The organism is Lysinibacillus sp. 10T31 (assembly GCF_056394365.1).
Map to the genome: position 1 here is coordinate 1 of NZ_JBFTHS010000049.1, position 18,927 is coordinate 18,927.

Consider the following 18,927-nt stretch of genomic DNA (forward strand, 5'->3'; position numbering starts at 1 on the left):
AAGAGTCGAAGTGATGGAAAGGAAGCCGAAGCGATGGAAAGAAGAGTCAGAGCGACGGAAAGAAAAGTCGAAGTCGTGGATAGAAACGTCAAAATGATGGATAGAGTAGCCAAAATCGTGGATAGAACCACCAAAATCGTGGATAGAACCACCAAAATCGTGGATAGAACGATCAAAGTGGCGGAAAGAAGACCCGAAGATCCCAAGCGAAAAAAAGAACCATACATTTAATGTCGTACAAAAAAAGACATCTCAGAAATAATCTGAGATGCCTTTAACCTTTTTATTTGCGTTCCATAATTTGATCGATTAAGCCGTATTCTTTTGCACGCTCAGCAGTCATGAAGTTATCGCGGTCTGTATCCCTTGAAATGACTTCTAGTGGTTGACCAGTACGTTCTGATAAAATTCCATTTAATTTTTCACGTAAGAATAAAATACGTTTTGCAGCGATTTCGATTTCAGTTGCCTGACCTTGTGCACCGCCAAGTGGTTGGTGAATCATTACTTCAGCATTTGGTAATGCGAAACGTTTACCAGGTTCACCAGCAGCAAGTAGGAAAGCCCCCATAGATGCTGCCATTCCGATACAAATTGTTTGTACTTGTGGTTTGATAATTTGCATTGTGTCGTAAATGGCCATACCAGCAGTTATAGATCCACCCGGTGAGTTAATGTAAAGAAAGATATCTTTATCTGGATCTTCTGCTTGAAGGAATAGAAGTTGAGCAACAATTGAGTTAGCAACGTTGTCGTCAATTGCACTTCCTAATAGGATAATACGGTCTTTTAGTAGTCGTGAATAGATGTCATATGCACGTTCACCACGACTTGTTTGTTCGATAACTGTAGGAATTAAATTCATGTTAAATCCTCCTTAAAAAACTAAATTCGAATACTTTTGCTGAAAACTTCCTTTATTTCAGCTGTATCCTTATCATACACATTATAGTCAGGGAAGGTCAAATATTAACCCTGTTAAAGTGAAATAATTTAATCAATTTTGCCTGGGTGTAATTGTAGCAGCCGCATCGCTTTTGCACAGAAAACAATTGAATCAGCCGCATCGCTTTTGCACAGAAAACAATTGAAGCAGCCGCATCGCATTTACTACAGAAAACAATTGAAGCAGCCGCATCGCTTTCATACAGAAAACGTTTGCGGCAGACGCATTGCTTTTGTCTACAAAAAACATTAACCGTTGTCACTCGCTTCCGCGCAAATAAAGAATGCCGCAGCCGCTTCGCCCTCGCTTAAATAAACAGTGTGTACGCGCAATTTCAAATCCGTGACATCCGCCGGAGGATTATCTTTATGCTGTAGGTATTTTGACATTTATTGAATGAAGATAAAAAAAGTTAAAATGTTTTGCATTCTATAGTTGAAATATGAGCAATACGTTTGTATAATTGAAAAGGTCATAAGTTAAAGTACAGTTCACTATTTTGCAGGTATGCTTCACATGAGGGTTATCTACATCATGCTTTTCGTAAAGCCTAGGGTGAGTACTTTTTTTTTTGTTTAATTGCCCTCGTGGTGTAATGGATAACACGTAAGATTCCGGTTCTTGCACTGGGGGTTCGATTCCCTCCGAGGGCGCCATTTACTTTTATAACTCAATTCTCCTAATAAGTAGTTTAGCAGCCTGCTTAGTGGGGAAAAGAGAAGGAAGAATAATGGTAATATTGCCTAGTAGGCATTATTCCCGTATTTGTTCCTTTCAAACCTTCAAGAAAGCAACAACTCCAAATTATTTTTTAGTGAACATACTGTACGTGAGGACTAGTTATACTAGTCGAAAAAAAAGAATCCTATCTGAGGGGATTCTTTTTTTTTGCAAATATATCTAACTTTAGCATGGGTTATGAATGTATAAATATTCATAACTTGTGCTATTTTTGGTTATTCAAGCTGTTTTATGCTACGAAAAACAAATTGGTATAAATTATTATGAAAAAATAATTGCTTTTATGCAAAATGATATTGTCTAAAGAGAATAATGTTACTATAATTGACCTAATAGTCTAATATTTCCGAATTAACAAAATACTAATTATGTTTCGGAAAATATCGAATTAGGGGGAGTAGCTATGAAAAGAAGTTTATCTGTGTTACTTGTGGTCTTAGCAGCATTTGTGCTAGTTCTAGCGGGTTGCGGTGCAAAAGAAAAGACATCATCCGGGAGTGCATCATCCGAAGGTGGAGAAGGTAAGAAAGTTTATAAGGTAGGAACAGAAGCGACATTTGCACCATTTGAATCGCTTGATGATAAAGGAAATATTGTAGGATTAGATTTCGATATTTTGCAGGCGATTGCCGATGAAATGGGCTTTGAAGTAGAGTGGCAAAATATTGGTTGGGAGCCTGTCTTCCAAACTGTTAAAAATGGGGAAACAGATATCGGTGCAGCAGGGATCTCTATTAATGACAAGCGTAAAGAAACGTTTGACTTTACAGAGCCATATTATGAATCTCAATTATTAATCGTTGTAAAAGAAGATTCCAAGATTAAATCATTAGCTGATTTAAAGGATAAAAAGATTTCAGTACAAATTAATGCTACAGGTCATGAAGCTGCGAAAAAGCTACAAGGTGATTCAAGTCCAAATATTATGGCATTTGAAAATCAGCCGGTTGCTATCAAAGAAATGCTAAATGGTAATGTGGATGCTACGATTGGTGATAATGCGGTAGTTTATGAATATATCAAAGCTCATCCAACAGAGAAGCTTAAAGTAATCGAAGATGATGCATTTGAAAAAGAATACTATGGATTTATGGTTCAGAAGGGGAATACAGAACTTTTAAACAAATTAAATGAAGGTCTGAAAAAAATTAAAGAGAACGGTAAATATAAAGAAATTACAGGTAAAGATTTAAAGTAATAAACGACTGCATGATGGGGCTGTCCTAAAAGAAATAAAGGAATTCTATATATTGATATAGGGTGAAAATCCGCGTAGACTCCTACGTGAAAAAAGAGGACGAGACCCAGCAGAGAGGGTGTAAAACTGATTTTACGACAGGAGCACACTGATGCGGATTTTTACTTTTTACAAATTTCTTATGAAGGATCTTTTAGGCAACTCCTCATTTAATTTTTAAAGGGGAAGTGGGGTTTTCGGATGGACATCTTTGACTTACGCTGGGACATAGTCTGGAACTACCGTGATATGTTTATACGTGGTATTGGTGTGACGCTAGTTTTAACTCTTAGTGGTTATTTTGGCGGAATCCTTTTAGGACTATTTTTAGGACTTGGAAAATTATCGACTAGAAAATGGATTTATTGGCCATGTAAGATATATGTAGATTTATTCCGTGGAACACCGATGCTCGTACAAATATTATTAATTCACTTAGCGTTGATACCGACCATTTTTGGACATTCATTAGGCTATATGGTTTCAGGGATTACGGCGCTTATCTTAAACTGTGCGGCATACAATGCAGAAATTTTCCGCGCGGGTATTCAAAGTATTGCTAAAGGACAGATGGAGGCAGCACGTTCTCTTGGTTTAACGCATAACCAAGCGATGCGAAAAGTTATTTTACCACAAGCTTTTAGACGTATGATTCCGCCGTTAGGTAATGAATTTATTGCGTTATTAAAAGATTCATCTTTAGTAACCGTTATTGCGGCACCAGATATTTTATATGCAAGTAAGATCGTGGCCGGAGCTAGCTACCGTTTTTGGGAACCATATATAGTTGCGGCGTTACTATATTTAATTTTAACTTATGGTGTAACAAAGATTGTAGCGTTTATCGAAAAACGACTTAGTAATAGCTATGTCCCTCGTAAGGCAGAAGGGCGGGAAGCGCGATGATTAAAATTGAAAATTTACACAAATATTTTGGTAAACTAGAAGTGTTAAAGGGCATTGATTATGAAATACAGGAAAAGCAAGTTGTCTGTGTTATTGGTCCATCAGGCTCAGGTAAAAGTACATTTTTACGTTGCATCAATATGCTAGAAGACGTAACAGATGGTGCAATTTATATCGAGAATGTGAAGATTAACGAGCCAAAAACAAATATTAATGCTATTCGTGCAGAAGTAGGCATGGTGTTTCAACAATTTAATTTATTCCCGCACATGACAGTCATCGATAATGTAACGATGGCTCCGATGCAAATCCGTAAAATGAGTAGGTCAGAAGCAGAAACACTAGGACATGAGCTGTTGAAAAAGGTCGGTCTTGATAGTAAGGCTTATAACTATCCTGAACAGCTTTCGGGTGGTCAGCAGCAACGCGTTGCCATTGCCCGTGCCTTAGCGATGAAACCAAAGGCTATTTTATTTGATGAGCCAACTTCGGCCCTAGACCCCGAAATGGTAAAAGAAGTATTAGATGTAATGAAAAATTTAGCGGCTGAAGGTATGACCATGATAGTAGTAACACATGAAATGGGCTTTGCTCGTGAAGTTGGAGATCGTGTTGTCTTTATGGATGGTGGCTATATTGTTGAAGAGGGAACGCCGGAAGAGGTTTTCGGTAAACCACAAAACGAACGAACGAAAGCATTTTTAGGAAAAGTTTTATAGTTCATTAAACAAGAGCAGTCCCCTTGTGATATTGCACCACATATGGGACTGCTCTTGTTTTTTATTATTAATGAAGGGGATTTGTTGTAGTGCCGTATGCATTAAGCATCGTTTGCATATCTTGTTGAGAAAATTGAGGTACTTGATAGTAGCCATGCATATTTTGGTATATAGATAATTCGTATGCCATTTCAATGCAGTTGGGAATACTATCTGCAATAACACGACGAACAACAGGGTTTGTAGTTTCTGTTGCTGCTGCAGTCATACCTTTTGCCACACCTTTTTGAGCGCCAAGTAAGAAGCCAGAAATACATTCATCGTTGAGCTCATTTGCATTTTGCATTGGCTTTTTAGGTTGGCCAGGATTCATTCCGTATTTGAAATTATTTCCTGTCTCCATTTGATAGCGACCTGTAGGAACAGCTGGATCATGACCTGTGTTATAAGATTCCACGATAGTGTTATACATACCTAATGTGAAATTATATTGGCTATCCAAGATGCTAAGCAACTCTGTGTCCTTAACCTGTGGACGTAAAACAATGGATTGATTCATACAAGCAATGATTGCACCGATTGTTTCATGCAAGTCCATTTGTTCATGTCCACCATGATTTAGGCTATGTTGTTGATTAAATGAAGTTTGGTTTGATGATTCGTTTTGAAACGATTGTGTCAAAAAAAGCGCCTCCTAAATATCATAGTTTGTTACAGTATTAAGTATGGCACGTTAGATAAATTTCATACGGTATTAATGCATTTGCATATATGTAGAATAGAGATGTTTTTTTGCTGCACATTAGTGGTAAGAAAATGAAAGGTTATCGCTAAAACATGGATGATAGCTAAAAGAAAGCGAAGGAGGTTTTAGAATTGAAAAAAATATTTGGACCTATAGGAATAATCGTTATTATTTTAGTTGTATTGGCCTTACTATTTATTCCAAAATACAATAGCCTTGTAACGGCTGAGGAAAGCGTGGATTCGAAATGGGCTCAGGTTGAAAATCAGCTACAACGGCGCTACGATTTGATTCCGAACTTAGTAGAATCTGTAAAAGGATATGCCAACCATGAGAAAGAAGTGATCGCTAGCATTACAGAGGCACGTGCACAAATGGGCAGCGCACATAGTCCAAAGGAACAGGCGGTTGCCAATGATACCTTGAATGGAGCACTAAGTCGGTTGCTAGTAGTCGTAGAAAATTATCCGAATTTAAAGGCAGATGCAAATTTCCGTCAATTAATGGATGAATTAGCTGGGACAGAAAATCGCTTAGCAGTTGCCCGAGAAGACTACAACAATGAAGTGCAGGCTTTTAATAAAACGGTCAAACGTTTCCCGGGCAATTTAATTGCAGGGATGTTTGGTTTTGAACAGAAAGAATACTTTAAAGCAGCTGCGGGTGCTGAAAAGGCACCATCTATAGATTTTGGCAGTTCAGGTAAACAATAATGAAACGGTTTATCATCCAACTTGCAATTGTTAGTATCATGTTTATTCTATCTATAAGAATGGCAGATGCTTCAATGCCGACACCGATGAAAAATACGTATATTCATGATTTTGCCAATGCATTATCTGCATCCGTAAAGGAAGAGCTCAATCATTATTCAGAGCAGTTAGACAAAGGAACAGGTGCCGAGATTATGGTTGTAACAGTAGATACTATTAACGGAGAAGAACCGAAAATGTATGCAACAAAAATGATTCGTTCATGGGGTATTGGCGATGCGAAAAAAAATAATGGTGTTTTAATATTAGCAACATTTGGGCAAGGCGATGGCAATAATGATGTCGTCATTGCTGTAGGTCAAGGTCTCGAAGGAGCATTACCTGATGGCAAGTTGGGGCGCATTTTAGATACAGCGTTTTATCCAAATGCGAGAGATGGAGACATTGATAAGGCATTTAAAGCAACTTACGCTGAAGTATTTCAAACTGTTGCGAAAGAATACAATTGGGATGGAGAGATGCCTAAAAATACAGATGATAATGAAGAAATGCCAACGTGGATGTTTATTTTAATCGCAATTATAGTACTGGTTATTTATACATCTATTTCTAATGGTAGAGGAGGCGGGCCTCGTTCTGGTAGACGTGGCGGTTTTCCGGGTGGCTTTGGTGGCGGTTTTGGAGGTGGTCGCTCTGGAGGTGGTGGCTTTGGCGGATTCGGAGGCGGCTCTTCTGCTGGTGGAGGAGCAAGTCGGAAATTTTAACTTCTTTCCGATTCCAGATGCAATTATGCTAAACTGAATCTAAAAAATAATATGATAGAAGACTGTGTAGGAAGTATCTTGCACAGTCTTTTCTGACTAGAGGACCAAATGGGAAAATCCGTGTAACTAGAAAACGACAGTTTTAGGTATGGGAGTATTCAGAGCCATTTTTCATTATACTTTCTTGCTCATAAATAGCTGTTTCATTTTATAATAGCTCTTAAGGGAGGTGCTGTAATTGAACGTGAAATTTTTTAGTCGAGACAATTGTGGACTATGTGTAGAAGGACTGCATACATTAAAGCTTGTACAGGAGGATATAAATTTCGATATTGAAATTATTAATATTGAAGAAGACGAGAGCATACATGAAAAGTATATGTTAATGATTCCAGTAGTAGAAAAGGATGGGCAAGTGATACAATACGGCAATTTGGATTACGCAACACTTATGGAGCATTTGTGTAGCGAATAACAAAGGGGGATCTGCTAAATGTACATACCAGGGGCTTTTAAAATGAAGGATATATCCGAGATGATAGAAGTGATTCAGGAGAACAGTTTTGCAACACTCTTTTCAACTCATGAAGGAATGCCCTATGCTACACATCTTCCATTATTGTTGAATGATACAAAGGATTGTTTAATTGGGCATTTTGCAAAAGGTAATCCTCAATGGAAGGATATTGGTAATCAAAAGGTTTTAGCAATATTTCATGGGCCACATTGCTACATATCTCCATCATGGTATGAAACAAATCAAGCCGTCCCAACGTGGAATTATGTAGCAGTACATGTTTATGGAGAAATCGAACTTATTGAACACGATGATGAATTAATAAACTCCTTTAACAACATGATTAAAAAATATGAACAACCTACCAGCATATATAGCCTAACTCAGGTAGATGAGCAGCTTGTAAGCAATCTAAATAAAGGAGTTCAAGGCTTTAAATTAAAAATCTTAAGTATGGAAGGTAAGAAGAAGTTAAGTCAGAATCATTCTAATGATAGACAGCAATTAGTGATTCAAAAATTAGAAGAAATCGAACATACAAATGAGCAACAAATCGCTCGTTTAATGAGACAAAACAATAAGTGATTCCTAAAAATTTCGCATTTTTCCTACTATGTATGTAGCAGTGAAGAAAGAGCGAAATTTTTTTACTTCTTTCAGCGGAAGACTCTCACCTCTATAGCTGGTGTTCAGTGGTTGTCCAAACATCCGCTGAAAATAGAGGAACTCAGATTAAAAAATCCACATCTTGTTAAAACGCCTGAGTGACCAACTTCGTGTTGGCGCTGTCGCTACACTCTCGCGCTTAAACATTTTCTTGGCCTAAAGCTTCCTGCGGATGTTACTTTTACCCGAATTTTTAGCGGTAATAACCACAATTCACAAATTGTTCAATGAAAGCGTTTAGAATTTGAACAGTTTGTGAAGACCTTCACATTAAGCTTTATTTTAAAAAAAATAGGAGTAGAATAGGAATCAGTAAGAGGTTGTTATAAAACAGTTTATCAAAAGTATCACATTTTTAGTGATTGTTATATTACAAAAACATATAGTTGAAGGGAGATTTTACAATGTGGGTTATTACAGTATTTGAGAAAAAGGACGTTCGTATTTTTGAATACACAAACAAAAGTGAAGCAACAAAAGCTTTAGGCGGATTTAAGAAAAACGCAATTTTATCTTACACAAAATAAGCTAACAAAAAACTCGTAGCCATGATAATTTGGCTACGAGTTTTATTTACAATAATTCCTCAAAAAATTGTACCCTTAAATTTCTCCGGTTTTTTTACATAGCTTTCGATTATAAATCCACATTCTGTGCAAATAATGAATTCAACAGCTGAACCTATACTCATCTTATTATCCGGGTACATAGTCGCGTATCCACTTTGTTTACCTCTTCCTAATTCCTTCGCGCCACATTTTGGACATTCTGTTACTTTCGTAGAATTCTTCAATTTGAAACCCTCCCCCTATATATGTGAGCCAACTATTTTTCTGATATATGCTATTATCTAATATTACGAACAAACTGTAAATTGATTCCATTTTATTAAACATTGCTTCATTCCACTTTAAATAGTCTTTCTCGTACTAAAAAATTTATTATTTTAAACAGCTTTATTGTAAATTAAACAAGATTTTTGTCACTTTACATTATTTATAAAGAGTATTATAATGAAGTTGTAAGTGGGACATAATTTTATGTAGTGGGACGAAAAGAGACCCACGCATATTGAAAAGGGAGTAGATTAATATGTTATCTGTACCTGAGGCACAGCAAAGGCTACTTCCAGAAATGTATCCGCTTCTACAATCGAGATATCGTATTTTGCAAACAGTTCAGCTTATGCAGCCAATTGGGCGTCGTACACTTGCTGATTCACTTAAAATGACCGAACGAGAAATTCGCAAAGAAACGGATATTTTACGTGAGCAAGGGTTATTAGATTCTCAAAAGTCGGGTATGGTATGTACAGACGATGGTGAAGTAGTTATTGATAAGCTCCAAGCACTAGTCTATGAATGGTCTGGTCTTAAGCAGCTAGCTAAATTACTGGAAAACCATTTTGGCTTACAGCGTGTAATCGTTGTTCCAGGTGATTACAATGAAGACGATACGATATTAACATTGCTTGGAAAAGAGGCAGCACAACAATTTATGTCAACAAGCGTTGATGGTCAAATAGTAGCTGTTACTGGTGGAAAGTCGGTTGCATCACTTGCGCAATTTTTGCATCCAGCTAATTCACACAACATCACATTTGTTGCTGCTCGTGGAGGTATTGGACATGAAATGCAAATGCAAGCCAATACACTTGTCTCAGCATTTGCCATGCAGATGGATGCACAGTATCGCACGTTGTTTTTACCGGAGCATCTAAGTGAGCAGGCTTATCAAGCAATGTTAGCAGAGCCAATGGTAACTGAAATGATGAATTATTATGATCAAGCAGATTGTGTCATTCATGGTATTGGTTCGGCAGAGGAAATGGCTGTTCGTCGTAATTCATCGCCTGAGGATTTACGGATACTCGAAGAAAAGGGTGCAGTTAGTGAAGCATTTGGCTATTATTTCAATGCAAAAGGCGAAATTGTACATCGAATTCGAACGATCGGTATTCAGTTAGAGCAAGTGCAAAGAAGTAAGCAAGTCATTGCAGTTGCTGCTGGTAAACAAAAAGTGAAGGCGATGCTATCGTACTTTAAGGTAGCACCAAAGCAAACCATTTTTATAACGGATGAGGTAGCGGCAAAAGCTATCGCCGAAAGTTTATCTTTTTAATAAATTAACTTGGAACTCGTTTTTCAGCGGGTGCTACAACACTCTCTGAATGAGAATAAAGCCAATTGCGGATATTATAAATGTCCGAGGCAAAATTTTTAAACAATATTGGAGGAATTGACAATGGCATTAAAATTAGCGATTAATGGATTTGGACGTATTGGACGATTAGTATTTCGTGAAGCTATGAAGCACGAGGAATTCGAAGTGGTTGCAGTAAATGACCTAACAGATGCGGGTCAGCTTGCACACTTATTAACTTATGATTCAGTACACGGTATCTACGATGCTGATGTTTATGCAGACGGTGATTCTTTCGTAGTAAATGGAAAAAACATTAAAGTTTATGCTGAAAAAGATCCTGCTAATTTACCTTGGGGTGAACTAGGTGTTGATGTAGTACTTGAATGTACAGGTAGATTCCGCTCAATGGAAGAAGTAGGTAAGCATATTCAAGCAGGTGCTAAAAAAGCTATTCTTTCGGCTCCAGCGAAAGGCGAAATGCCAACGTTTGTTATGGGTGTTAACCATGAGGATTACAACCCTGAAACAGATGATGTTATTTCAAACGCTTCTTGTACAACGAACTGTCTAGCGCCAGTTGCAAAAATTCTTGATGAAAAATTTGGCATTGAACGCGGTATGATGACGACAATTCACTCATATACAAACGATCAACGTATCCTTGACTTCCCGCACTCTGACCCACGTCGCGCACGTGCTGGTGCAGTGTCAATGATTCCAACAACAACAGGAGCAGCAGTTGCAGTTTCAAAAGTATTACCTCACTTAAAAGGTAAATTAGATGGCTTCTCTATGCGTGTACCGACACCAAACGTTTCATGTGTTGACTTAGTAGTGGAGCTAAAAGCAGAAGTAACGAAAGAATCCATTAATGCTGCATTAAAAGAAGCTTCAGAAAATGAGCTTAAAGGTATTTTAGGCTACAACGAACTACCATTAGTTTCAATTGACTACAATGGTAACCATAACTCTTCAACTGTAGATGGTCTTTCTACAATGGTATTAGAAAATAGTATGGTAAAAGTTCTAGCATGGTATGATAACGAAATTGGTTACTCTACTCGTTTAATGGACTTAGCTTTATATATCGCAGAAAAAGGATTAAACACTAAATAAGTGTCATAATTCGATAACTCAAGTAAAAAGTGTGACATAATACTGCTTTTTGCGCACAAAAAGTATAGCCTTTATAATATCTAAAAGATATAATATACAAGGGTAATTGGAGTAAGGGAAATTTACCCTTGCTCCTTTTTTATACGTAATATAAGGCAGACACATGTCTGATTATACAATTGCAAGACATAGAACGTTACTTTTGCTACTATAAAAGCAAGTAAAAGGGTACTTCACCATAACGTGGGTTGATTTCCGTTCCGATTGGGTGCGTTCGTGGGCCACGGGGTTTCATCTGTGACGCGGATCCCCAAGGAGTCGACCAGTCTCTCCAATCCACTTGTATTAAAAGTTTGGATAATATGAGCTTACAAAATCAATCCTATATGATGATGGACACCAACTATTTTTATCTAATACAGTTAAGTGAATCATGTGAGGAGCCAAGATGGGCGAATCCAGGAAATTCACGACTAAAAACTTTGAAGGGGGTTTCTTCATGTTAAATAAGAAGACGATGAAAGATATTGATGTAAAAGGTAAGCGCGTATTTGTACGTGTTGATTTTAATGTACCAATGGCAGAAGGTGCGATTACGGACGAAACACGTATTCGAGCAGCAATTCCTACAATTGAATATTTAGTGGAACAAGGTGCCAAAGTAATTTTAGCCTCTCACTTAGGACGTCCAAAGGGTGAAGTAAAAGAAGATATGCGCCTAACTGCAGTAGGCGTACGTTTAGCTGAATTAATGGGCAAGCCTGTTACAAAATTAGATGAGTCAATTGGTCAAAAGGTAGAAGACGCTGTTGCAAATATGCAAAATGGCGACATGATTTTACTTGAAAATGTGCGCTTCCATGCTGGTGAAGAGAAAAATGATCCTGCATTAGCAGAGCAATTTGCAAAATTAGCGGACGTTTATGTCAATGATGCATTTGGTGCAGCTCACCGTGCACACGCTTCAACTGAAGGAATTGCCAAGCATGTACCAGCAGTATCCGGTTTCCTTATGCAAAAGGAATTAGATGTGCTAGGTAAAGCTTTGTCTAACCCAGAGCATCCATTTACAGCCATTATCGGTGGTGCCAAAGTTAAAGACAAAATTGGTGTTATTGAAAGCTTATTAGAAAAAGTTGACCACTTAATTATCGGTGGCGGTTTATCATTTACATTCATTAAAGCGCAAGGCTATGATATCGGTAAATCTTTATTAGAGGAAGATAAAATCGATTTAGCAAAATCCTTTATTGAAAAAGCAAAGGCAAAAGGCGTGCAATTACATATGCCAATCGATGCCGTTGTCGCAAACGAATTTTCAAAAGATGCTGAAACAAAAATTGTAGATGTAGACGCTATTCCAGCGGATTGGATGGGCTTAGATATTGGTCCGAAAACAGCTGCTAAATATGCAGAAGTTATTAAAGATTCTAAATTAATTATTTGGAATGGACCAATGGGTGTCTTTGAAATGGATAAATTTGCGAATGGTACAAAAACTGTAGCTGAAGCTATGGCAACAACAGCTGGTTATACAGTGATCGGCGGCGGGGATTCTGCAGCAGCAGTAGAAAAATTTGCAGTTGCCGATAAAATGGACCATATTTCTACAGGTGGCGGTGCATCACTTGAATTAATGGAAGGGAAAGACCTTCCTGGAATTGTGGCATTAAACGATAAGTAAAACATTAACTTCTTTCAGCAGGTGTCTTAACACCCGCTGAAAGAAGTTAAAGCCTCCGGCGGATGTCACGGAATCGGAAAGGAGTTCTTAGGGGATGTTAGCCTAAAATCATCGCATCCATGCGATAACGGCTAACTGACCTGCATCGGTAAAAACGCCACGTCCTGTGGCATTACCGAAATGACCGACATCGTGTCGGCCCTCGTGCAGGCCTAAGCACAAAGTCGATTCCGGACGCAATTATGCCGAGGCATAATTGATTTAATGAATAAAAAACATAGGAGGCAAGAATGATGCGTAAACCAATTATTGCAGGTAACTGGAAAATGTATAAAACATTTGAAGAGGCTATTCAGTTTGTTGATGCGGTACAGGACAAACTTCCTTCAAATGATAAAGTAGACGCTGTTGTTTGTGCACCAGCACTTTACCTACCTACGCTTGTGCAAGTTGCTAGTGAATCTGAGCTAGCAATTGGTGCACAAACGATGCATTACGAAAACGAAGGTGCATTCACTGGAGAAGTTAGTCCAGCTCAGCTAGCAAGCGTGGAAGTAGACTATGTTATTTTAGGACACTCTGAACGACGTGAATATTATAATGAAACAGATGAAGCAATCAATAAAAAGGTTGCTGCAGCACTAGCGCATAACATCGTACCAATTATTTGCTGTGGAGAAACGCTTGAGGAACGTGAAGCGGGGACTACTGAGCAAAAGGTTGCTCATCAAATTACAGCAGCACTTGCTGGATTTGGAGCACAAGAAGTGGAGCATATGGTGATCGCCTATGAACCTATTTGGGCAATCGGTACAGGTAAAACAGCTACAGCAGAAGATGCTAACCAAGTATGCGGAGCCATTCGTGCAGTAGTGAAGGAACTGTATAATGCTGAAACGGCCGATGCTGTACGTATACAATATGGCGGTAGCGTAAAACCTGAGAACATTCAGGAATTATTATCAAAAGAGCATATCGATGGCGCTTTAGTCGGTGGAGCAAGTTTACAGCCAGAATCATATTTACAATTATTGGAGGCGGCAGCAAATGCCTAAAAAGCCAGTAGCATTAATTATTCTAGATGGCTTTGCATTTCGCGACGAAACTTTCGGAAATGCAGTAGCCCAAGCTAACAAACCAAACTTCGATCGTTTTTGGAATGAATTCCCACATTCAACCTTAACTGCAGCAGGTGAAGCGGTGGGGTTACCAGATGGTCAAATGGGGAACTCTGAAGTTGGACACTTAAATATCGGTGCTGGACGTATTGTTTATCAAAGCTTAACACGCTTAAATAAATCAATTCGTGAAGGAGATTTCTTTACGAATAAAGCATTTTTGGATGCAATAGCACATGCTAAAGCTCATCAATCGAAGCTTCATATTATGGGCTTACTTTCAGACGGTGGCGTACATAGCCATTATGAGCATATGTTTGCACTATTAAAGCTTGCAAAACAACATGGCCTAGACGAAGTCTTTGTACATGGTTTCTTAGATGGTCGTGATGTTGGACCGTCAACAGCTTTAGGCTATATTGAAGAAACTGAAAAACAAATGAAGGACATTGGCGTAGGCAAATTCGCTTCTATTCATGGTCGTTATTATGCAATGGATCGTGATAAACGTTGGGATCGTGTAGCCCTTACGTACAATGTGCTGGTAGATGGTGTTGGTCAAACAGCTGACAGCGCAGCAAGTGGTGTAGCTGAATCATATGAACGCGATGTAACAGATGAGTTTGTTATTCCATTTAGCGTTCAAGAGCATGAAGAAGCAGTGGCAACAATTGACGATAATGACGCTGTTATTTTCTTCAACTTCCGCCCTGACCGTGCAATTCAACTGTCTAAAGTGTTTACAAATTGTGAATTTGATGGCTTTGCTTTATCAGCGAATCATCCAAAGAATTTAAAATTTGTGTCATTCACACACTACAGTGACGAAGTAAATGCTCAAGTTGCGTATGCAAACGACAACTTGAAAAATACGATTGGTGAAGTGTTAGCTTCTAATGGCAAAACGCAGCTTCGTATTGCAGAAACAGAAAAGTATCCGCATGTTACATTCTTTATGAGTGGTGGCCGTGAGGAGAAATTTGAAGGGGAAGAACGTATTTTAATTGCATCTCCAAAAGTTGCAACATACGATTTAAAACCTGAAATGAGTGCTTATGAAGTAACAGAAGCATTACTTGCAGAGATTGCGGCCGATAAATTTGATGGCATTATTCTTAATTTCGCTAACCCTGATATGGTTGGGCATAGCGGAATGTTAGAGCCAACAATCAAGGCCATTGAAACAGTCGATGAATGTCTTGGTAAAGTAGTAGATGCACTCCTTGCAAAAGGTGGCGCAGCTATTATTACAGCTGACCATGGTAACTCTGATGAAGTTCTTACTTTAGAAGGGAATCCAATGACAGCTCATACAACAAATCCTGTTCCAGTAATTGTGACAAAACCGAATTTAATGTTAAGAAATGGTGGCATTTTAGCCGATTTGGCGCCAACCATGTTAGAATTATTAGAGGTGTCACAACCTTCTGAAATGACAGGTCAATCATTAATTGAAAAAGAGGAGAATTAATTATGCCATTTATTACACAAATTTATGCGCGCGAAGTTTTAGACTCACGTGGGAATCCAACAGTAGAAGTTGAAGTATTTACAGAATCAGGCGCTTTTGGACGCTCAATCGTACCATCAGGTGCATCTACAGGTGAATATGAGGCAGTAGAATTACGCGACGGTGACAAATCTCGTTACCTAGGCAAAGGTGTATTAAAAGCAGTTGAAAATATAAACACAATTATTGCTCAAGAGCTAGAAGGTAACTACTCAGTTCTTGATCAAGTAGTCATCGACAAAGCTTTAATCGAGCTAGACGGCACAGAAAACAAAGGTAAACTTGGTGCCAATGCCATTCTAGGTGTATCAATGGCAGTTGCACATGCTGCGGCAGATTATTTAGATGTACCTCTTTATCAATATCTTGGTGGATTTAACGCAAAACAACTACCAGTACCAATGATGAACATCATAAATGGCGGCGCTCACGCTGACAACAACGTAGACATTCAAGAATTCATGGTAATGCCTGTAGGCGCAGAATCATTCCGCCATGCATTACGTATGGGCGCTGAGATCTTCCACAACTTAAAAGCAGTGCTTAAAGCGAAAGGCTATAACACAGCTGTAGGTGACGAAGGTGGTTTCGCACCAAACCTTGGTTCTAACGAAGAAGCCATTACTGTAATTTTAGAAGCAATCGAAAAAGCTGGCTATAAACCAGGTGAAGAAGTGAAACTTGCAATGGACGTTGCGTCATCTGAATTATTCAATAAAGAAGATGGCAAATACCACTTAGACGGTGAAGGCGTTGTCAAAACGTCTGAAGAAATGGTTGACTGGTACGAGGAATTAACTGCTAAATACCCAATCATCTCAATTGAAGATGGCTTAGACGAAAACGACTGGGCTGGACACAAATTATTAACAGATCGCATTGGCGCTCGCGTACAATTAGTAGGCGACGATCTATTCGTAACAAATACGAAAAAACTTGCTGCTGGTATTGAGCAAGGTGTTGGTAATGCAATCCTTATCAAAGTAAACCAAATCGGTACGTTAACAGAAACATTTGAAGCGATCGAAATGGCAAAACGCGCTGGTTATACAGCAGTTATCTCTCACCGTTCTGGTGAATCTGAGGATGCAACAATTGCTGATATCGCAGTTGCTACAAACGCTGGTCAAATTAAAACAGGTGCTCCATCTCGTACAGACCGCGTAGCTAAATACAACCAACTTCTTCGCATTGAAGATCAACTTGGTGCAACAGCTGAGTACCTTGGTTTAAACTCATTCTATAACTTAAAATAAGCTATTACTAAGTAGCTTCAGTAATATCGCCTCAAAGGTATGCAAATACTTTTGAGGCGATTTTTTTTTATTGCTCGAGCGAGTAATTGAGGAGGGGCAGTTTTTGGCAAAGTGATCGGGTAACGTGGAGAACTGCTCGGGTAGTGTGAAAAAGTGATCGGGTAGCGTGTGGAACTGCTCGGGTAGTGTGAAAAAGTGATCGGGTAACGAGGGGAACTGCTCGGGTAGTGTGAAAAAGTGATCTGGTAGCGTGGGAAAGTGATCAGAAAACCCCGAAAACTGCTCGGCTCCCCAAGAGAAGTGATCAGATCCCCGAAAGAACCGCTGAAATGCTTTTACTGGAATGGATGCGTTTATTTCATTTATATATGATAAACCAGAGAAAATGGATCTACTCTTCTGAAAGGCAATGCAAGTGCAATACTTAGTCCGTTGTTATATATTTAATTCAAAACATAAATTACATATAGGGGAAAAAGCTTAGAAAAGGAAAAATACAATACTGAGAGGAAAGTGATAGGACTATGAAAATTTTTGAAACAGAACGACTGACCCTTCGCTTGCAAACAACAGATGATGCAGATTTTATCCTTGAGCTAATGAATGATCCTTCATGGTTGCAGTTCATCGGTGATCGCGGATTAAGAACAGTAGAGGATGCATCTGAATATATAGTAAATGGGCCAACTCGCATGTATGAGCAATTTGGATTTTGTCTTTATTTAGTTGAAAGAAAAGAAGATCAAACCCCCCTTGGAATTTGTGGTTTAGTTAAAAGAGAGTCGCTAGAAGATGTGGATATTGGCTTCGCTTTTCTTCCTAAGTATTGGGGAAAAGGATACGCCTATGAAGCAGCCTCTGCAACATTAGCATATGGTATAGATATACTAGGATTAAAACGTATTGTAGCTATCACAACTCAAGATAATGAAGCTTCAGCTAAGCTACTTGAAAAAGTAGGCTTGAAGTTTGAAAGATTAATCCAATTTTCCGATGATGCTGAAGAACTTAAACTTTTTTCATTTAACTTCTTTTAGCAAATGTGTTATGTAGCGAAAGCGAAGCGTCAGCTACAAATGTCTCTACCTCTATATGTGGTAAAATGAATTCGGGTTTAAGACATTTTTCAGCGGGTGTCCAAACATCCGCTGAAATAAGTTAAAGCCTCCGTACGCAATTATGCCCAGGCATAATTGATTAGTCACTTAAAATTATTATGAAAGCAAAGGTGAGCATGTGAATATTAGAGAAGCGAATGAATTAGATTACCCAGAATTAAGAATGATCTATCTGGAATCGCGGCGTAAAAATTTCCATTGGGCGGCTTTAGAAGAATTGACATTAGACGATTTTGATAAAGATACTATAGAAGAACATATAATTGTAGCGGAAGAGGACAATCGTATACTTGGATTTGCTTCATTATACTTGCCAGATAACTTCATTCATAATTTATTTATTCATCCAGATGTCTTAGGTAAAGGTGTAGGGGGTCACTTACTAAATGCCTCCATTAAAAAAATGAATAAACCGTTAAGATTAAAATGTGTATCCGAAAATCACAAAGCTTTGAAATTTTATGAGAAGAATGGTTGGAAGAAGGTAATTGAAGAAGGGGATAAGGAAAAATATTGGGTTATGATATATGAATAATGGACAATGAAGGTAAACCTTCAAACAGGGACCTCGAGTCATTTGAAGGAGGCAGGAGCGTGAATTTTAATATGAAGGAAGCTATTGAAATTCTGGAATAGCTTAAATTGTTCGAGTAATGGCAGAACGATATACAACAGATGTTGGGCCATGGAATGAATACTTAGGAATATTAAAAAAGAATTGAAGAGTGTGGAATTAAGGATACGTTTTTCATTGTTTTCCTTTCCAGGCTACTCACTTTCGCACAAAAACACATCTTATTGCAGTTTCTTTTATCACTATGGATTAGAATGAAACACCAGAAAAAACACGCAAAGAGAAATAGTTGATTGGAGTGGAGACTGGGCGACTCCTTGGGGATTAGCGTCACAGATGAGACCCTGCAGCGAAGCGAAGCGGCTCATCGGACGCCCCCAGGAAAGCGCCCAGTCGGAACGGAAATCAACCCACATTTTGCCGAAGCCATACTTTAATGAATATATGGCACA

At 38.4% G+C, this 18,927-nt stretch carries 20 protein-coding genes, 1 tRNA gene and 1 pseudogene; 19 read left to right on the plus strand and 3 right to left on the minus strand.

From position 1 onward, the window contains the following. A partial coding sequence (locus AC1DCY_RS21795) for a hypothetical protein (protein WP_477353488.1) occupies positions 1–231 on the plus strand: 231 nt, incomplete at its 5' end. 52 nt (positions 232–283) lie between these two features. On the opposite strand, the gene clpP is transcribed toward AC1DCY_RS21795, so the two are convergent. Next, complete coding sequence (gene clpP, locus AC1DCY_RS21800; RefSeq protein WP_068985964.1) at positions 284–865, minus strand: ATP-dependent Clp endopeptidase proteolytic subunit ClpP; 582 nt, start codon at positions 863–865, stop codon at positions 284–286. Between the two features lie 662 nt (positions 866–1,527). Between clpP and AC1DCY_RS21805 the strand changes: the two genes are divergently transcribed. The 4 genes from AC1DCY_RS21805 to AC1DCY_RS21820 all read left to right on the plus strand — a co-directional run bounded on the left by AC1DCY_RS21805 (position 1,528) and on the right by AC1DCY_RS21820 (position 4,549). Continuing rightward, positions 1,528–1,602, plus strand: a tRNA-Arg gene (locus AC1DCY_RS21805). Positions 1,603–2,090: 488 nt separating this feature from the next. Then, positions 2,091–2,885 carry a basic amino acid ABC transporter substrate-binding protein gene (locus AC1DCY_RS21810; protein WP_477353489.1) on the plus strand — a complete coding sequence of 265 codons (795 nt, stop codon included), beginning with the start codon at positions 2,091–2,093 and terminating at the stop codon, positions 2,883–2,885. Between the two features lie 240 nt (positions 2,886–3,125). Beyond that, positions 3,126–3,830: an amino acid ABC transporter permease gene (locus AC1DCY_RS21815; protein ID WP_477353490.1), complete on the plus strand. Its 705-nt coding sequence runs from the start codon at positions 3,126–3,128 to the stop codon at positions 3,828–3,830. Continuing rightward, entirely contained in the window at positions 3,827–4,549 is a 723-nt protein-coding gene (locus tag AC1DCY_RS21820; protein WP_477353491.1) for an amino acid ABC transporter ATP-binding protein, read from the plus strand. Before AC1DCY_RS21815 ends, AC1DCY_RS21820 begins: the two co-directional genes overlap by 4 nt. Positions 4,550–4,616: 67 nt before the next feature. On the opposite strand, the gene AC1DCY_RS21825 is transcribed toward AC1DCY_RS21820, so the two are convergent. Next, positions 4,617–5,231 carry a spore coat protein gene (locus AC1DCY_RS21825; RefSeq protein ID WP_477353492.1) on the minus strand — a complete coding sequence of 205 codons (615 nt, stop codon included), beginning with the start codon at positions 5,229–5,231 and terminating at the stop codon, positions 4,617–4,619. 194 nt (positions 5,232–5,425) lie between these two features. On the opposite strand from AC1DCY_RS21825, the gene AC1DCY_RS21830 reads away from it, so the two are divergent. The 5 genes from AC1DCY_RS21830 (at position 5,426) to AC1DCY_RS21850 (ending at position 8,481) form a co-directional block, all read left to right on the plus strand. Next, entirely contained in the window at positions 5,426–6,007 is a 582-nt protein-coding gene (locus tag AC1DCY_RS21830) for a LemA family protein (RefSeq protein WP_477353493.1), read from the plus strand. After that, complete coding sequence (locus AC1DCY_RS21835) at positions 6,007–6,771, plus strand: TPM domain-containing protein (RefSeq protein ID WP_477353494.1); 765 nt, start codon at positions 6,007–6,009, stop codon at positions 6,769–6,771. Before AC1DCY_RS21830 ends, AC1DCY_RS21835 begins: the two co-directional genes overlap by 1 nt. A gap of 238 nt (positions 6,772–7,009) precedes the next feature. Then, on the plus strand, positions 7,010–7,246 hold the full coding sequence (locus AC1DCY_RS21840; RefSeq protein ID WP_477353495.1) for a glutaredoxin family protein: 237 nt from the start codon (positions 7,010–7,012) through the stop codon (positions 7,244–7,246). 18 nt (positions 7,247–7,264) lie between these two features. Beyond that, positions 7,265–7,873 carry an FMN-binding negative transcriptional regulator gene (locus AC1DCY_RS21845; RefSeq protein WP_477353496.1) on the plus strand — a complete coding sequence of 203 codons (609 nt, stop codon included), beginning with the start codon at positions 7,265–7,267 and terminating at the stop codon, positions 7,871–7,873. Between the two features lie 485 nt (positions 7,874–8,358). Continuing rightward, entirely contained in the window at positions 8,359–8,481 is a 123-nt protein-coding gene (locus AC1DCY_RS21850) for a hypothetical protein (RefSeq protein ID WP_269079340.1), read from the plus strand. Positions 8,482–8,540: 59 nt separating this feature from the next. On the opposite strand, the gene AC1DCY_RS21855 is transcribed toward AC1DCY_RS21850, so the two are convergent. Beyond that, positions 8,541–8,747, minus strand: coding sequence for a transcription initiation factor TFIIIB (locus AC1DCY_RS21855; protein ID WP_477353497.1), 207 nt, complete (start codon positions 8,745–8,747; stop codon positions 8,541–8,543). Positions 8,748–9,046: 299 nt separating this feature from the next. On the opposite strand from AC1DCY_RS21855, the gene AC1DCY_RS21860 reads away from it, so the two are divergent. From AC1DCY_RS21860 to AC1DCY_RS21900, 9 genes and pseudogenes are all read left to right on the plus strand, one after another. After that, positions 9,047–10,075, plus strand: coding sequence for a sugar-binding transcriptional regulator (locus AC1DCY_RS21860; RefSeq protein WP_477353498.1), 1,029 nt, complete (start codon positions 9,047–9,049; stop codon positions 10,073–10,075). Positions 10,076–10,198: 123 nt separating this feature from the next. Then, complete coding sequence (gene gap, locus AC1DCY_RS21865; RefSeq protein WP_477353499.1) at positions 10,199–11,215, plus strand: type I glyceraldehyde-3-phosphate dehydrogenase; 1,017 nt, start codon at positions 10,199–10,201, stop codon at positions 11,213–11,215. A 499-nt stretch (positions 11,216–11,714) separates the two neighbouring features. Beyond that, positions 11,715–12,899, plus strand: coding sequence for a phosphoglycerate kinase (locus AC1DCY_RS21870; protein ID WP_477353500.1), 1,185 nt, complete (start codon positions 11,715–11,717; stop codon positions 12,897–12,899). 293 nt (positions 12,900–13,192) lie between these two features. Continuing rightward, entirely contained in the window at positions 13,193–13,954 is a 762-nt protein-coding gene (gene tpiA / locus AC1DCY_RS21875; RefSeq protein WP_477353501.1) for a triose-phosphate isomerase, read from the plus strand. Beyond that, positions 13,947–15,488 (plus strand): 2,3-bisphosphoglycerate-independent phosphoglycerate mutase, encoded by a 1,542-nt coding sequence (gene gpmI / locus AC1DCY_RS21880; protein WP_477353502.1) that lies wholly within the window; start codon positions 13,947–13,949, stop codon positions 15,486–15,488. The genes tpiA and gpmI overlap by 8 nt, the downstream gene beginning before the upstream one ends. Positions 15,489–15,490: 2 nt before the next feature. Then, the gene (gene eno, locus AC1DCY_RS21885; RefSeq protein WP_477353503.1) at positions 15,491–16,783 is read left to right on the plus strand and encodes a phosphopyruvate hydratase; all 1,293 of its coding nucleotides are present in this window, start codon (positions 15,491–15,493) and stop codon (positions 16,781–16,783) included. Between the two features lie 524 nt (positions 16,784–17,307). Next, positions 17,308–17,820 carry a GNAT family N-acetyltransferase gene (locus tag AC1DCY_RS21890; RefSeq protein ID WP_477353504.1) on the plus strand — a complete coding sequence of 171 codons (513 nt, stop codon included), beginning with the start codon at positions 17,308–17,310 and terminating at the stop codon, positions 17,818–17,820. A gap of 199 nt (positions 17,821–18,019) precedes the next feature. Beyond that, positions 18,020–18,436, plus strand: coding sequence for an N-acetyltransferase family protein (locus AC1DCY_RS21895; RefSeq protein WP_477353505.1), 417 nt, complete (start codon positions 18,020–18,022; stop codon positions 18,434–18,436). A gap of 106 nt (positions 18,437–18,542) precedes the next feature. Next, positions 18,543–18,623 (plus strand): annotated as a pseudogene (locus AC1DCY_RS21900) (DinB family protein); the annotation flags it as partial. Between the last annotated feature and the right edge of the window lie 304 nt (positions 18,624–18,927).

Coding starts and splice junctions, on each gene's coding strand:
- clpP (WP_068985964.1), bottom strand. CDS start 865: ATGAATTTAATTCCTACAGTTATCGAACAAACAAGTCGTGGTGAACGT.
- AC1DCY_RS21810 (WP_477353489.1), top strand. CDS start 2,091: ATGAAAAGAAGTTTATCTGTGTTACTTGTGGTCTTAGCAGCATTTGTG.
- AC1DCY_RS21815 (WP_477353490.1), top strand. CDS start 3,126: ATGGACATCTTTGACTTACGCTGGGACATAGTCTGGAACTACCGTGAT.
- AC1DCY_RS21820 (WP_477353491.1), top strand. CDS start 3,827: ATGATTAAAATTGAAAATTTACACAAATATTTTGGTAAACTAGAAGTG.
- AC1DCY_RS21835 (WP_477353494.1), top strand. CDS start 6,007: ATGAAACGGTTTATCATCCAACTTGCAATTGTTAGTATCATGTTTATT.
- AC1DCY_RS21845 (WP_477353496.1), top strand. CDS start 7,265: ATGTACATACCAGGGGCTTTTAAAATGAAGGATATATCCGAGATGATA.
- AC1DCY_RS21850 (WP_269079340.1), top strand. CDS start 8,359: ATGTGGGTTATTACAGTATTTGAGAAAAAGGACGTTCGTATTTTTGAA.
- AC1DCY_RS21860 (WP_477353498.1), top strand. CDS start 9,047: ATGTTATCTGTACCTGAGGCACAGCAAAGGCTACTTCCAGAAATGTAT.
- gap (WP_477353499.1), top strand. CDS start 10,199: ATGGCATTAAAATTAGCGATTAATGGATTTGGACGTATTGGACGATTA.
- AC1DCY_RS21870 (WP_477353500.1), top strand. CDS start 11,715: ATGTTAAATAAGAAGACGATGAAAGATATTGATGTAAAAGGTAAGCGC.
- tpiA (WP_477353501.1), top strand. CDS start 13,193: ATGCGTAAACCAATTATTGCAGGTAACTGGAAAATGTATAAAACATTT.
- gpmI (WP_477353502.1), top strand. CDS start 13,947: ATGCCTAAAAAGCCAGTAGCATTAATTATTCTAGATGGCTTTGCATTT.
- eno (WP_477353503.1), top strand. CDS start 15,491: ATGCCATTTATTACACAAATTTATGCGCGCGAAGTTTTAGACTCACGT.
- AC1DCY_RS21890 (WP_477353504.1), top strand. CDS start 17,308: ATGAAAATTTTTGAAACAGAACGACTGACCCTTCGCTTGCAAACAACA.